The organism is Salmonella sp. 741265055_HSA, from assembly GCF_046569525.1.
Classification (GTDB): domain Bacteria; phylum Pseudomonadota; class Gammaproteobacteria; order Enterobacterales; family Enterobacteriaceae; genus Salmonella; species Salmonella enterica.
Map to the genome: position 1 here is coordinate 1 of NZ_JBKFSQ010000038.1, position 13,581 is coordinate 13,581.

The following is a 13,581-nucleotide window of genomic DNA, read 5'->3' on the forward strand; positions in this document are numbered from 1 at the left end:
GGGACTCACTCCCTTGCCGCCTTTAAGCAACTCGAATTATTTTGGGTATATATTGATAAATAGACGTCAGCAAAAATATCTGACGTTAAAAGTCCTTTTATCGTTAAAATATCCATTACACCCGTCACGGGGAACGCACTCATTCATGAAATATCGCTACATCATCAGAATCGCGGCAGGCATAATTCTCATTATGGCCACGGTGTTTATCCATAACGCTATCGCTATTTATCAGTTCAGTCAGCAAAACCAGACGCGCGTAGCTGACTGCGCGATTGTCGCAGGAGCAGGCGTTAGCGGAAAAACGCCTTCTCCCGTTTTTCAGGCCAGACTGGATCATGCCATCTGGCTTTACCAACAACACATTGTCCGCGCGTTGGTATTAACCGGCGGCTACGGCGCTGGCGCAACGGTTTCCGACGCGGCGATAGCCCGTCAATACGTTCTGGAAAAAGGCATTCCGGCTAAGGCGATTTTTATTGAAGAGCGCTCTACCGTGACGCGCGAAAATATTCGTTACGCAAAACAGATACTGCGACAACAACAATGGCGCACAGCGTTACTGGTCAGCGATCCGCTGCATATGCTGCGTCTGAAAACTATCGCTCAGGATAATGGTATCGATAGCCGCTCATCACCCACGCGATCCACCCGCTATAAATCCTGGTGGGCGAAAACCCGCTTCTTACTGCGAGAAACTTTTTATTACAGCGGATATCGGCTTTTACGTTATATGCCTGTACAAAATAACAGTATCACCCCCTAAAACAGGTTATAATTAGCGTGAATTTTTTAGACAGGTAATCATCGTGGCGCAGGCAGGTTTCATTTTAACCCGGCACTGGCGGGATACGCCGCAAGGAACGGAGGTCTCTTTCTGGCTGGCGACAGACAACGGCCCTGTGCAGGCGACGCTGGCACCGCAGGAATCCGTGGCGTTTATTCCGACCAGCCAGACCTCCCGCGCCGCCTCGCTGCTACAGGCGGAAAAAGACTATCGCCTGACGCCGCTCCAGCTGCGAGACTTTCATCGTCAGCCGGTATCCGGTCTGTATTGCCGCACTCACCGCCAGCTTATGCGGATGGAGAAACTGCTGCGCGAAAGCGGCGTCACCGTTTATGAAGCGGATGTACGCCCGCCGGAACGTTACCTGATGGAGCGTTTTATTACGTCGCCCGTTTGGGTAGACGGCGAGATGCGCAACGGCGTTATCCGCAATGCGCGTCTTAAACCCCACCCCGACTATCGACCGCCGCTAAAATGGGTCTCGCTGGATATCGAAACCACGCGACACGGCGAACTGTATTGCATTGGTCTGGAAGGCTGCGGCCAGCGTACCGTTTATATGCTGGGTCCGGCGAATGGCGATGACCGCCAACTGGACTTCGAGCTTGTGTATGTCGCCAGCCGCCCGCAGTTGCTGGAAAAACTCAACGCCTGGTTTGCCGAGCATGATCCTGACGTCATCATCGGCTGGAACGTAGTGCAGTTCGACCTGCGTATGCTGCAAAAACATGCCGAACGCTACCGTATCCCTTTACGGCTGGGGCGAGACCATAGCGAACTGGAGTGGCGCGAACATGGCTTCAAAAACGGCGTTTTTTTCGCCCAGGCCAGAGGGCGAGTCATTATCGATGGTATCGACGCGCTTAAATCCGCGTTCTGGAATTTTTCGTCTTTTTCGCTGGAAGCCGTCTCGCAGGAACTGCTCGGCGAAGGAAAATCCATTGATAATCCCTGGGATCGTATGGATGAGATCGATCGTCGCTTTGCCCAGGATAAACCCGCCCTCGCCACCTACAACCTGAAAGACTGCGAGCTGGTCACGCGCATTTTCCATACAACCGAGATCATGCCGTTTTTGCTGGAACGCGCGACGATCAACGGCCTGCCGGTCGATCGCCACGGCGGTTCGGTCGCCGCATTCGGGCATCTTTACTTTCCACGAATGCACCGCGCCGGCTATGTCGCGCCCAATCTCGGCGAAGTGCCGCCGCTGGCAAGTCCCGGCGGCTACGTAATGGATTCACAACCCGGATTATACGATTCAGTACTGGTGCTGGATTATAAAAGCCTGTACCCGTCGATTATCCGCACATTTTTGATTGATCCCGTCGGGCTGGTCGAAGGCATGGCGCAGCCGGATCCGGAACACAGTACCGAAGGTTTCCTTGACGCCTGGTTTTCACGAGAAAAGCACTGCCTGCCGGAAATTGTTAGCCAAATCTGGCACGGGCGCGATGAAGCCAAACGTCAGGGCAATAAACCGCTCTCGCAGGCGCTTAAAATCATTATGAACGCCTTTTATGGCGTACTCGGCACCACGGCCTGTCGCTTTTTCGATCCCCGTCTGGCGTCGTCAATCACCATGCGCGGCCATGCGATTATGCGCCAAACCAAAGCGCTGATTGAGGCGCAGGGTTATGACGTGATTTATGGCGATACCGATTCCACTTTCGTCTGGCTCCGGCGCGCGCATTCAGAAGCCGACGCGGCGGAAATCGGGCACAGGCTGGTACGTCACGTGAACGAATGGTGGGCGCAGACGTTACAACAGCAAAATTTGACCAGCGCGCTGGAGCTGGAGTTTGAAACCCACTTTTGCCGTTTTCTGATGCCGACCATCCGCGGCGCGGATACTGGCAGTAAAAAACGCTACGCGGGCCTGATTCAGGAAGGCGACAGCCAGCGCATGGTATTTAAAGGTCTGGAAACGGTGCGGACCGACTGGACGCCGCTGGCGCAGCGCTTTCAACAGGAGCTGTATCTGCGCGTTTTTCGCAATGAACCTTATCAAGACTATGTGCGCGAGACTATTGATAAACTGATGGCAGGCGAACTGGACGCGCAGTTGGTTTATCGTAAGCGTCTGCGTCGCCCTTTACATGAGTACCAACGTAACGTCCCGCCGCACGTACGCGCCGCCCGGCTGGCGGATGAACAAAACCTGAAGCGGGGTCGTCCAGCGCAGTATCAGAATCGCGGCGCCATAAAATATGTCTGGACTGTTAACGGCCCCGAACCCGTGGATTACCAGCAGTCGCCGCTGGATTACGAACACTATCTTACCCGCCAGCTACAACCCGTGGCGGAAGGAATTCTTCCCTTCGTTGAAGATAATTTTGCTACACTACTGACCGGGCAACTGGGGTTATTTTGACGCGTGACGAAAGCGCCGCCTTCCAGTACCATAGCGCCCTTTCCATTCCTGGACCTAATTAACGCCACTACCACATTAGCCTGGTAGCGGGGTCGTATACTTGCAATTATCCAGCGTTGTCGCCTGGGTATGACGAGTAATGCCTGCAATTAAAGATATAGAGCCGAACACATATGCCTTTTACACTTGGTCAACGCTGGATCAGCGATACAGAAAGCGAGCTGGGACTTGGAACCGTTGTTGCGATGGATGCGCGAACCGTCACCTTACTTTTCCCGTCCACGGGGGAAAACCGCCTGTATGCGCGCAGTGATTCTCCCGTAACCCGCGTCATGTTCAACCCTGGCGATACGATTACAAGCCATGAAGGCTGGCAGCTACATATTGATGAAGTAAAAGAAGAAAATGGCCTGCTTGCCTATGTCGGCACCCGACTGGATACCGAAGAGACCAATGTGACGTTGCGCGAAGTTCTGCTCGACAGCAAGTTGGTTTTCAGTAAGCCCCAGGATCGCCTGTTCGCCGGTCAAATCGATCGAATGGATCGGTTCGCGCTGCGCTATCGCGCCCGTAAATTTCAGAGCGAGCAGTACCGGATGCCATACAGCGGTCTGCGCGGTCAGCGGACCAACCTGATCCCGCATCAGCTTAATATCGCTCATGATGTGGGTCGTCGCCATGCGCCGCGCGTACTGCTGGCGGATGAAGTGGGCTTAGGTAAGACCATTGAAGCCGGGATGATTCTGCATCAACAGTTATTATCCGGCGCGGCGGAACGCGTATTGATCATCGTTCCGGAAACCCTGCAACACCAGTGGCTGGTAGAAATGTTGCGCCGTTTCAACCTGCGCTTCGCGCTGTTCGATGACGAACGCTATACCGAAGCGCAGCACGACGCGTATAACCCGTTTGAAACCGAACAACTGGTGATCTGCTCGCTGGATTTCGCCCGCCGTAATAAGCAGCGCCTGGAACATTTGTGCGATGCCGAGTGGGATTTGCTGGTGGTCGACGAAGCGCATCATCTGGTGTGGAGCACCGATGCGCCGAGCCGTGAATATATGGCCATCGAACAGTTAGCTGAACGCGTGCCGGGCGTGCTGCTGCTGACCGCCACGCCAGAACAACTGGGGATGGAAAGCCATTTCGCCCGTCTGCGCCTGCTCGATCCGAACCGTTTCCACGATTTCGAACAGTTTGTCGAAGAACAGAAAAACTACCGCCCTGTCGCCGATGCGGTGGCCATGCTGCTGGCGGGCAATAAACTCAGCAACGACGAACTGAACAGGCTGGGCGATCTGATCGGCGAACAGGATATTGAACCGCTGTTGCAGGCCGCTAATAGCGATCGCGACGACGCGCAGGCTGCCCGTGATGAGCTGGTGTCGATGCTGATGGATCGCCACGGCACCAGCCGCGTTCTGTTCCGCAACACCCGTAACGGCGTCAAGGGGTTCCCGAAACGTGAACTGCATACGGTAAAACTGCCGCTGCCGACCCAGTATCAGACCGCCATTAAGGTCTCCGGCATTATGGGCGCGCGTAAAAGCGCGGAAGATCGCGCCCGCGATATGCTCTATCCGGAACAAATTTATCAGGAGTTCGAAGGCGATACCGGCACCTGGTGGAACTTCGACCCACGCGTTGAGTGGCTGATGGGTTATCTGACCAGCCATCGTTCGCAAAAAGTGCTGGTGATCTGCGCCAAAGCGACCACCGCGTTACAGCTGGAGCAGGTGCTGCGCGAACGCGAAGGCATCCGCGCCGCCGTGTTCCATGAGGGCATGTCGATTATCGAACGCGATCGCGCCGCCGCCTGGTTCGCCGAAGAAGATACCGGCGCGCAGGTGCTGTTATGTTCCGAAATCGGCTCCGAAGGACGTAACTTCCAGTTTGCCAGCAATCTGGTGATGTTCGACTTGCCGTTTAACCCGGATCTGCTGGAACAGCGTATTGGTCGTCTGGATCGTATCGGCCAGGCGCATGATATCCAGATCCACGTCCCATACCTGGAAAAAACCGCCCAGTCGGTGCTGGTTCGCTGGTATCACGAAGGGCTGGACGCCTTTGAGCACACCTGCCCGACCGGTCGCGCGATTTATGATTCAGCCTACGCCAGTCTGATTAACTATCTGGCCGCGCCTGAAGAAACCGACGGGTTTGACGATCTGATCAAATCCTGCCGCGAGCAACATGAAGCGCTAAAAGCCCAGTTAGAACAGGGCCGCGACCGCCTGCTGGAGATCCACTCCAACGGCGGAGAAAAAGCCCAACAGCTCGCACAAAGCATTGAAGAACAGGACGACGACACCAACCTGATCGCGTTCGCCATGAACCTGTTCGATATCGTCGGCATTAACCAGGACGATCGCGGCGACAATCTGATCGTGCTGACGCCGTCTGACCACATGTTGGTGCCGGATTTCCCCGGCCTGCCGGAAGACGGCTGTACTATCACGTTTGAACGTGACGTAGCCCTGTCTCGCGAAGATGCGCAGTTTATTACCTGGGAACATCCGCTCATCCGTAACGGACTGGATCTGATCCTCTCCGGCGATACCGGCAGCAGCACCATTTCGCTGTTGAAAAATAAAGCGCTGCCCGTCGGCACGCTGCTGGTCGAACTGGTTTACGTCGTGGAAGCGCAGGCGCCGAAACAGCTACAACTGAACCGCTTCCTGCCGCCGACGCCGGTACGTATGCTGTTAGATAAAAACGGCAACAATCTGGCCGCCCAGGTCGAGTTTGAAACCTTCAACCGTCAGCTCAGCGCCGTGAATCGCCACACCGGCAGCAAACTGGTTAACGCCGTGCAACAGGACGTCCACGCCATTTTGCAACTGGGCGAGACGCAGATTGAAAAGTCCGCCAGAACGCTGATTGATAACGCGCGTCGCGAGGCGGATGAAAAACTGTCCGGGGAACTGTCGCGTCTGGAAGCGCTGCGCGCCGTCAACCCGAACATTCGCGACGACGAACTTGCCGCTATCGACAGCAACCGTCAGCAGGTACTGGAAAGCCTGAATCAGGCAGGCTGGCGTCTGGACGCGCTGCGTCTTATCGTCGTCACGCACCAATAACGGAGCCGTACATGGGGATGGAAAACTACAATCCGCCGCAGGAACCCTGGCTGGTTATCCTGTATCAGGATGAGCACATTATGGTGGTCAATAAGCCCAGCGGCCTGTTGTCCGTGCCGGGGCGTCTGGAAGCGCACAAAGACAGCATTATGACGCGTATCCAGCGCGACTACCCGCAGGCAGAATCGGTGCATCGTCTGGATATGGCCACCAGCGGCGTGATTGTAGTGGCGCTGACCAAAGCCGCGGAACGGGAGCTAAAACGCCAGTTCCGCGAACGTGAGCCGAAAAAGCAGTATGTGGCGCGCGTATGGGGGCATCCCTCCCCGGCGGAAGGACTGGTTGACTTACCGCTCATCTGCGACTGGCCGAACCGGCCAAAGCAGAAAGTGTGTCATGAAACCGGCAAACCGGCGCAAACGGAATATAACGTGGTGGAGTTTGCGGCGGATAATACCGCCCGCGTGGTGCTCAAGCCGATCACCGGGCGTTCGCATCAGCTTCGTGTGCATATGCTGGCGTTAGGCCACCCGATTTTAGGCGATCGGTTTTACGCCTCGCCGGAAGCGTTGTCGCTGGCGCCGCGTTTGCAGTTACACGCCGAAATGCTGACCATTACCCATCCCGCTTACGGCACCAGCATGACGTTTAAAGTCCCGGCAGATTTTTAAATTCTGAGCCAATTTATGCCGGGCGCTTCGCTTGCCCGGCCTACATTCATTAACGTAGGCCGGATAAGGCGCTAGTCGCATCCGGCAATTCAATCACTTGAAGCCTTTCTGTTCTTTGATTAGCTCATACGCTTTCTGAATTTCCTGCGCTTTTTGCTTCGCCATTTCCATCATTTCCGGCGGTAAACCTTTCGCGACCAGTTTGTCCGGATGATGCTCGCTCATCAGTTTGCGATAAGCGCGTTTAATGGTGGTTGCATCATCGGTGGTTTTAACCCCCAGCACATTACAGGCATCTTCCAGCGTCGGGCCGCGCTGCGCCTGCTGCCAGCCGCCGCCGGACTGTTGATGATAACCGCCGCCAAACTGCGCGCCGCCCTGCATCATGCGCAGAAATTGATCGAACTGTACGCGGGAAATACCTAGTTCTTCCGCAATCACATACAGCACTTCCCGCTCATTAGGGTGTAGCGAGCCATCGGCAAACGCCGCCTGGATCTGAATTTCCAGAAACATCCGGATCAGATCAAAACGCCCGAAGCAGACGCTACGAAACTGCCGCATCTTTTCACGTAATGGGTAATTATCCGCTTTTCCGACCCGAAAGGCGTTCTGCGCGGCAGTACGTGAATCGCCGTGTAAATTCATGCGATCCATCAACTGACTGGCGATATGAATATCCGCTTCCGTCACCCGTCCTTTTGATTTGGTTAAGTGGCCCATCACCTCAAAGGTGGTGGCAAAAAACAGCGCCTGCCGTTCCCGCTGGTTGGCAAACCACGCCATTTTTCGGCTGCGGGCTTTGTCGAACATATGGCCCACCAGCAAACCCAGGACCACGCCCCAAAAGCCGCCGCCCATCATCAGGGCTACGGCGACGCCAATTATCTTTCCCCAGTACTGCATAGACTCCCCAAAACGTTACGCTATCGGTGAGGCTATCTCCCACAAAATAAGGTGCTTTTCTGCGAATGAAGGCTACGGTCAATTGTGGGACATCGCCTATAATTTGCATTATCATACCTGTCATTCAATGCCGTGCCTAACACCACAGACGCTAAACGGCAGGATTAACACTGGCGCAGCGAAGATGAGTAAGTTAGGCTGTGACCGTTTGTCACGCGCAACGCTACCGATGATGGAACAATAAATACAACGTATGAAAAAACGTATTCCCACTCTTCTGGCCACCATGATCGCCAGCGCCCTTTATAGTCATCAGGGGCTGGCAGCCGATCTTGCCTCACAGTGTATGTTGGGCGTGCCGAGCTACGATCGTCCTCTGGTAAAAGGCGATACCAACGATCTGCCGGTGACTATCAATGCCGATAACGCTAAAGGTAACTACCCGGACGATGCCGTTTTTACCGGCAACGTGGACATTATGCAGGGGAATAGCCGCCTGCAAGCGGATGAAGTGCAGCTTCATCAGAAGCAGGCGGAAGGTCAACCGGAACCTGTACGCACCGTCGATGCGCTGGGTAATGTGCATTATGATGACAATCAGGTCATCCTTAAAGGGCCAAAGGGCTGGGCGAACCTGAACACCAAAGACACGAACGTCTGGGAAGGCGATTACCAGATGGTGGGCCGTCAGGGGCGCGGTAAAGCCGATCTCATGAAGCAGCGCGGCGAAAACCGCTATACCATTCTGGAAAACGGCAGCTTTACCTCCTGTCTGCCTGGCTCCGATACCTGGAGCGTGGTGGGGAGTGAAGTCATCCATGACCGTGAAGAACAGGTTGCGGAGATCTGGAACGCCCGGTTTAAAGTAGGTCCGGTTCCGATCTTTTATAGCCCCTATTTACAGCTACCCGTCGGTGACAAACGTCGCTCAGGTTTCCTGATCCCGAACGCGAAATACACGACCAAGAACTATTTCGAGTTCTACTTACCGTATTACTGGAACATCGCGCCCAATATGGACGCCACCATCACCCCGCACTATATGCACCGCCGCGGCAATATTATGTGGGAGAACGAATTCCGTTATCTCTCGCAGGCAGGCGCCGGGTTGATGGAATTAGATTATCTGCCTTCTGATAAAGTCTACGAGGACGAACATCCCAAAGAGGGCGATAAGCACCGCTGGTTATTCTACTGGCAGCACTCAGGCGTGATGGATCAGGTGTGGCGTTTTAACGTCGATTACACCAAAGTCAGCGACTCCAGCTACTTTAATGATTTCGACAGTAAGTACGGTTCGAGTACCGACGGTTACGCGACGCAGAAATTCAGCGTCGGCTACGCCGTACAAAACTTTGACGCTACGGTGTCGACCAAACAATTCCAGGTGTTTAACGATCAGAACACCAGCAGCTACTCTGCGGAGCCGCAGTTAGACGTTAACTACTACCATAACGATCTCGGCCCGTTTGATACCCGGATTTACGGCCAGGCGGTGCATTTCGTCAACACCAAAGACGATATGCCGGAAGCAACCCGCGTCCACCTGGAGCCGACCATTAGTCTGCCGCTCTCCAACCGTTGGGGCAGCCTGAACACCGAAGCGAAGCTGATGGCGACGCACTATCAGCAAACGAATCTGGACAGCTATAACAGCGATCCAAACAATAAAAATAAGCTGGAAGATTCGGTTAACCGCGTCATGCCGCAGTTTAAAGTCGACGGTAAGCTCATCTTCGAACGCGATATGGCGATGCTGGCACCGGGGTATACCCAGACGCTGGAACCACGCGTGCAGTACCTGTATGTGCCGTACCGCGACCAGAGCGGCATCTATAACTACGATTCTTCTTTGCTGCAATCCGACTATAACGGCCTGTTCCGCGACCGCACTTATGGCGGTCTCGACCGTATTGCTTCCGCCAACCAGGTCACGACCGGCGTCACAACACGCATTTATGATGATGCCGCCGTTGAACGTTTTAACGTTTCTGTTGGTCAAATCTACTATTTCACGGAGTCTCGCACCGGCGACGACAACATTAAATGGGAGAATGACGACAAAACCGGTTCGCTGGTTTGGGCAGGCGACACTTACTGGCGTATTTCAGAACGTTGGGGGCTGCGTAGCGGAGTGCAGTACGATACCCGTCTGGATAGCGTCGCTACCAGCAGCAGCAGCCTCGAATACCGTCGGGATCAGAATCGTCTGGTACAGTTGAACTACCGCTATGCCAGCCCGGAATATATTCAGGCTACGTTGCCTTCGTATTATTCCACGGCAGAGCAGTATAAAAACGGCATCAACCAGGTGGGCGCGGTGGCAAGTTGGCCGATTGCCGATCGCTGGTCGATTGTCGGCGCGTACTACTTCGATACCAATTCGAGCAAACCTGCAGACCAGATGCTCGGCTTGCAGTACAACTCTTGCTGCTATGCGATCCGCGTCGGATACGAACGTAAGCTGAACGGTTGGGATAACGATAAACAACACGCGATTTATGATAACGCGATTGGCTTCAACATTGAGCTGCGCGGTTTGAGCTCTAACTACGGCCTCGGCACGCAAGAAATGTTGCGTTCGAACATTCTGCCGTACCAAAGCTCTATGTAATCTGATTGATTTACAACGTAATCCGCATTGCGGTTAATTGAAATGGAAAAAGTATGAAGAACTGGAAAACGCTGCTTCTCGGTATCGCCATGATCGCGAATACCAGTTTCGCTGCCCCCCAGGTAGTCGATAAAGTCGCAGCCGTCGTCAATAATGGCGTCGTGCTGGAAAGCGACGTTGATGGCTTAATGCAATCAGTCAAACTCAACGCGGGTCAGGCAGGTCAGCAGCTTCCGGACGACGCCACGCTGCGTCACCAGATCCTGGAACGTTTGATTATGGATCAAATTATCCTGCAGATGGGTCAGAAGATGGGGGTGAAGATCACGGATGAGCAGTTGGATCAGGCCATCGCCAACATCGCCAAACAAAACAATATGACGATGGATCAGATGCGCAGCCGTCTGGCTTACGATGGGCTGAACTATTCAACCTACCGTAACCAGATTCGTAAAGAGATGATTATCTCTGAAGTGCGCAACAATGAGGTTCGTCGCCGTATCACCGTTTTGCCGCAAGAAGTTGACGCGCTGGCAAAACAGATTGGCACCCAAAACGACGCCAGCACCGAGCTGAACCTGAGCCATATCCTGATTGCTCTGCCGGAAAACCCAACCTCCGGGCAGGTTAACGACGCGCAGCGCCAGGCGGAAAGCATTGTTGAAGAAGCGCGTAACGGCGCAGATTTCGGCAAACTGGCGATTACCTACTCTGCCGACCAGCAGGCGCTAAAAGGCGGTCAGATGGGCTGGGGCCGTATCCAGGAGCTGCCGGGGATTTTCGCCCAGGCGCTGAGCACCGCGAAGAAAGGCGACATTGTCGGCCCGATTCGCTCCGGCGTCGGCTTCCACATTCTGAAAGTAAACGACCTGCGCGGTCAGAGCCAGAATATCTCCGTGACCGAAGTTCACGCTCGTCACATTCTGCTTAAGCCGTCGCCGATCATGACCGATCAGCAGGCGCGCCTGAAGCTGGAAGAAATCGCGGCTGACATTAAGAGTGGTAAAACCACATTTGCCGCTGCGGCGAAAGAGTACTCTCAGGACCCGGGCTCCGCTAACCAAGGCGGTGATTTGGGTTGGGCTACGCCAGATATTTTCGATCCGGCGTTCCGCGACGCGCTGACGAAGCTGCATAAAGGCCAAATAAGCGCGCCGGTACACTCCTCTTTCGGCTGGCATCTGATCGAATTGCTGGATACGCGTAAGGTAGACAAAACCGATGCGGCGCAGAAAGATCGCGCTTATCGTATGCTGATGAACCGTAAATTCTCAGAAGAAGCGGCGACCTGGATGCAAGAACAGCGCGCCAGCGCTTACGTTAAGATTTTGAGTAACTAATGAGCAGTGCGCAACGCGTTGTTATCACTCCCGGCGAACCCGCCGGGATTGGCCCCGATCTTGTTATCCAACTGGCGCAACGCGCGTGGCCGATTGAACTGGTCGTCTGTGCGGACGGCGCGCTCCTGACGGAGCGGGCCGCCATGCTCGGCCTGCCTCTCTCGCTTCTCCCCTACTCGCCTGATGTCCCCGCTGCGCCGCAGCCCGCGGGAACGCTGACCCTATTGCCGGTCTCGCTGCGCGCGCCTGCCATCCCCGGTCAGTTGACGGTAGAAAATGGCCCCTATGTGGTAGAGACGCTGGCGCGAGCGTGTGATGGCTGTCTGAACGGTGAATTTGCCGCGCTGATCACAGGCCCCGTGCACAAAGGCGTTATTAACGACGCAGGCATTCCGTTTACCGGTCATACCGAGTTTTTCGAAGAACGTTCGCAGGCGAAAAAAGTCGTGATGATGCTGGCAACCGAAGAACTTCGCGTGGCGCTGGCGACCACGCATCTGCCGCTACGGGCGATTGCAGACGCCATCACCCCTGCGCTTTTGCACGAAGTGATTGCTATTTTGCATCACGATTTGCGGACCAAATTTGGTATTGCCGAACCGCGCATTCTTGTCTGTGGCCTGAATCCGCACGCGGGCGAAGGCGGTCATATGGGCACGGAAGAGATAGACACCATCATTCCGGTGCTCGACGAGCTGCGGGCGCAGGGGATGAAACTCAACGGGCCGCTACCTGCTGATACGCTGTTTCAGCCCAAATATCTCGATAATGCCGACGCGGTGCTGGCGATGTACCACGATCAGGGCCTGCCCGTGCTAAAATACCAGGGATTCGGTCGGGGAGTGAATATTACGCTCGGCCTACCTTTTATTCGAACCTCCGTTGACCACGGCACCGCGCTTGAACTGGCAGGTCGTGGAAAAGCGGATGTCGGCAGTTTTATTACGGCGCTTAATCTCGCCATCAAAATGATTGTTAATACCCAATGAATAATCGAGTCCATCAGGGCCATTTAGCCCGTAAACGCTTCGGGCAAAACTTTCTCAACGATCGGTTTGTGATCGACAGTATTGTTTCTGCTATTAATCCGCAAAAAGGCCAGGCGATGGTTGAAATCGGCCCCGGTCTGGCGGCGCTGACGGAGCCGGTCGGCGAACGACTGGATAAGCTCACGGTCATTGAACTTGACCGCGATCTGGCGGCGCGTTTGCAAACCCATCCGTTCTTAGGGCCGAAGCTGACTATTTATCAGCAGGACGCCATGACCATGAACTTTGGCGAACTGTCTGCGCAGTTGGGCCAACCGCTGCGTGTGTTCGGCAATCTACCCTATAATATCTCCACCCCGCTGATGTTCCATCTCTTTAGCTATACTGATGCCATTGCCGACATGCACTTTATGTTGCAAAAAGAAGTGGTAAATCGTCTGGTTGCAGGGCCGAACAGCAAAGCGTATGGTCGTTTAAGCGTGATGGCGCAATATTACTGTCAGGTGATCCCGGTGCTTGAAGTGCCGCCATCCGCCTTCACGCCGCCGCCCAAAGTGGACTCCGCCGTGGTGCGTCTGGTTCCACACGCAACAATGCCTTACCCGGTTAAAGATATTCGCGTGTTGAGCCGTATTACCACCGAGGCCTTTAACCAGCGCCGTAAAACGATCCGTAACAGTCTCGGCAACCTTTTTAGCGTTGAGACGTTGACGGAAATGGGTATTGACCCGGCAATGCGCGCGGAAAATATCTCTGTCGCGCAGTACTGCCAGATGGCCAACTATCTGTCGGAAAACGCGCCTTTGAAGGAGAGTTAAAC

The 13,581-nt window shown here is 54.6% G+C and carries 9 protein-coding genes; 8 read left to right on the forward strand and 1 reads right to left on the reverse strand.

What is annotated here, in order from left to right:
- Positions 1 to 145 precede the first annotated feature (145 nt).
- From ACLD4K_RS18095 to rluA, 4 genes are all read left to right on the forward strand, one after another.
- Positions 146 to 766, forward strand: a complete 621-nt coding sequence (locus ACLD4K_RS18095) for a YdcF family protein (RefSeq protein WP_000877511.1) — start codon at positions 146 to 148, stop codon at positions 764 to 766.
- A 43-nt stretch (positions 767 to 809) separates the two neighbouring features.
- Positions 810 to 3,161 carry a DNA polymerase II gene (gene polB / locus ACLD4K_RS18100; protein ID WP_411012268.1) on the forward strand — a complete coding sequence of 784 codons (2,352 nt, stop codon included), beginning with the start codon at positions 810 to 812 and terminating at the stop codon, positions 3,159 to 3,161.
- A gap of 173 nt (positions 3,162 to 3,334) precedes the next feature.
- Entirely contained in the window at positions 3,335 to 6,241 is a 2,907-nt protein-coding gene (rapA, locus tag ACLD4K_RS18105) for an RNA polymerase-associated protein RapA (protein WP_411012269.1), read from the forward strand.
- An 11-nt stretch (positions 6,242 to 6,252) separates the two neighbouring features.
- A complete protein-coding gene (gene rluA, locus ACLD4K_RS18110; RefSeq protein ID WP_411012270.1) occupies positions 6,253 to 6,912 on the forward strand; it encodes a bifunctional tRNA pseudouridine(32) synthase/23S rRNA pseudouridine(746) synthase RluA in 660 nt (219 codons plus the stop codon).
- 93 nt (positions 6,913 to 7,005) lie between these two features.
- Here the strand turns inward: rluA and djlA are convergent, their stop codons facing one another.
- Positions 7,006 to 7,818, reverse strand: coding sequence for a co-chaperone DjlA (djlA, locus tag ACLD4K_RS18115; protein ID WP_001200595.1), 813 nt, complete (start codon positions 7,816 to 7,818; stop codon positions 7,006 to 7,008).
- Between the two features lie 253 nt (positions 7,819 to 8,071).
- On the opposite strand from djlA, the gene lptD reads away from it, so the two are divergent.
- The 4 genes from lptD to rsmA are packed head-to-tail and all read left to right on the forward strand — an operon-like array spanning position 8,072 to position 13,579.
- Positions 8,072 to 10,432: an LPS assembly protein LptD gene (gene lptD / locus ACLD4K_RS18120; protein WP_411012271.1), complete on the forward strand. Its 2,361-nt coding sequence runs from the start codon at positions 8,072 to 8,074 to the stop codon at positions 10,430 to 10,432.
- 53 nt (positions 10,433 to 10,485) lie between these two features.
- Positions 10,486 to 11,772, forward strand: a complete 1,287-nt coding sequence (surA, locus tag ACLD4K_RS18125; RefSeq protein ID WP_411012272.1) for a peptidylprolyl isomerase SurA — start codon at positions 10,486 to 10,488, stop codon at positions 11,770 to 11,772.
- On the forward strand, positions 11,772 to 12,761 hold the full coding sequence (gene pdxA, locus ACLD4K_RS18130; protein WP_411012273.1) for a 4-hydroxythreonine-4-phosphate dehydrogenase PdxA: 990 nt from the start codon (positions 11,772 to 11,774) through the stop codon (positions 12,759 to 12,761). The genes surA and pdxA overlap by 1 nt, the downstream gene beginning before the upstream one ends.
- Entirely contained in the window at positions 12,758 to 13,579 is an 822-nt protein-coding gene (gene rsmA / locus ACLD4K_RS18135; RefSeq protein ID WP_001065397.1) for a 16S rRNA (adenine(1518)-N(6)/adenine(1519)-N(6))-dimethyltransferase RsmA, read from the forward strand. Before pdxA ends, rsmA begins: the two co-directional genes overlap by 4 nt.
- Positions 13,580 to 13,581: the final 2 nt, after the last annotated feature.

Bases quoted from the DNA above. Each gene is read 5' to 3' on its own strand.
- lptD (WP_411012271.1), top strand. From the start codon at position 8,072: ATGAAAAAACGTATTCCCACTCTTCTGGCCACCATGATCGCCAGCGCC.
- surA (WP_411012272.1), top strand. From the start codon at position 10,486: ATGAAGAACTGGAAAACGCTGCTTCTCGGTATCGCCATGATCGCGAAT.
- rapA (WP_411012269.1), top strand. From the start codon at position 3,335: ATGCCTTTTACACTTGGTCAACGCTGGATCAGCGATACAGAAAGCGAG.
- ACLD4K_RS18095 (WP_000877511.1), top strand. From the start codon at position 146: ATGAAATATCGCTACATCATCAGAATCGCGGCAGGCATAATTCTCATT.
- djlA (WP_001200595.1), bottom strand. From the start codon at position 7,818: ATGCAGTACTGGGGAAAGATAATTGGCGTCGCCGTAGCCCTGATGATG.
- rluA (WP_411012270.1), top strand. From the start codon at position 6,253: ATGGGGATGGAAAACTACAATCCGCCGCAGGAACCCTGGCTGGTTATC.
- pdxA (WP_411012273.1), top strand. From the start codon at position 11,772: ATGAGCAGTGCGCAACGCGTTGTTATCACTCCCGGCGAACCCGCCGGG.
- rsmA (WP_001065397.1), top strand. From the start codon at position 12,758: ATGAATAATCGAGTCCATCAGGGCCATTTAGCCCGTAAACGCTTCGGG.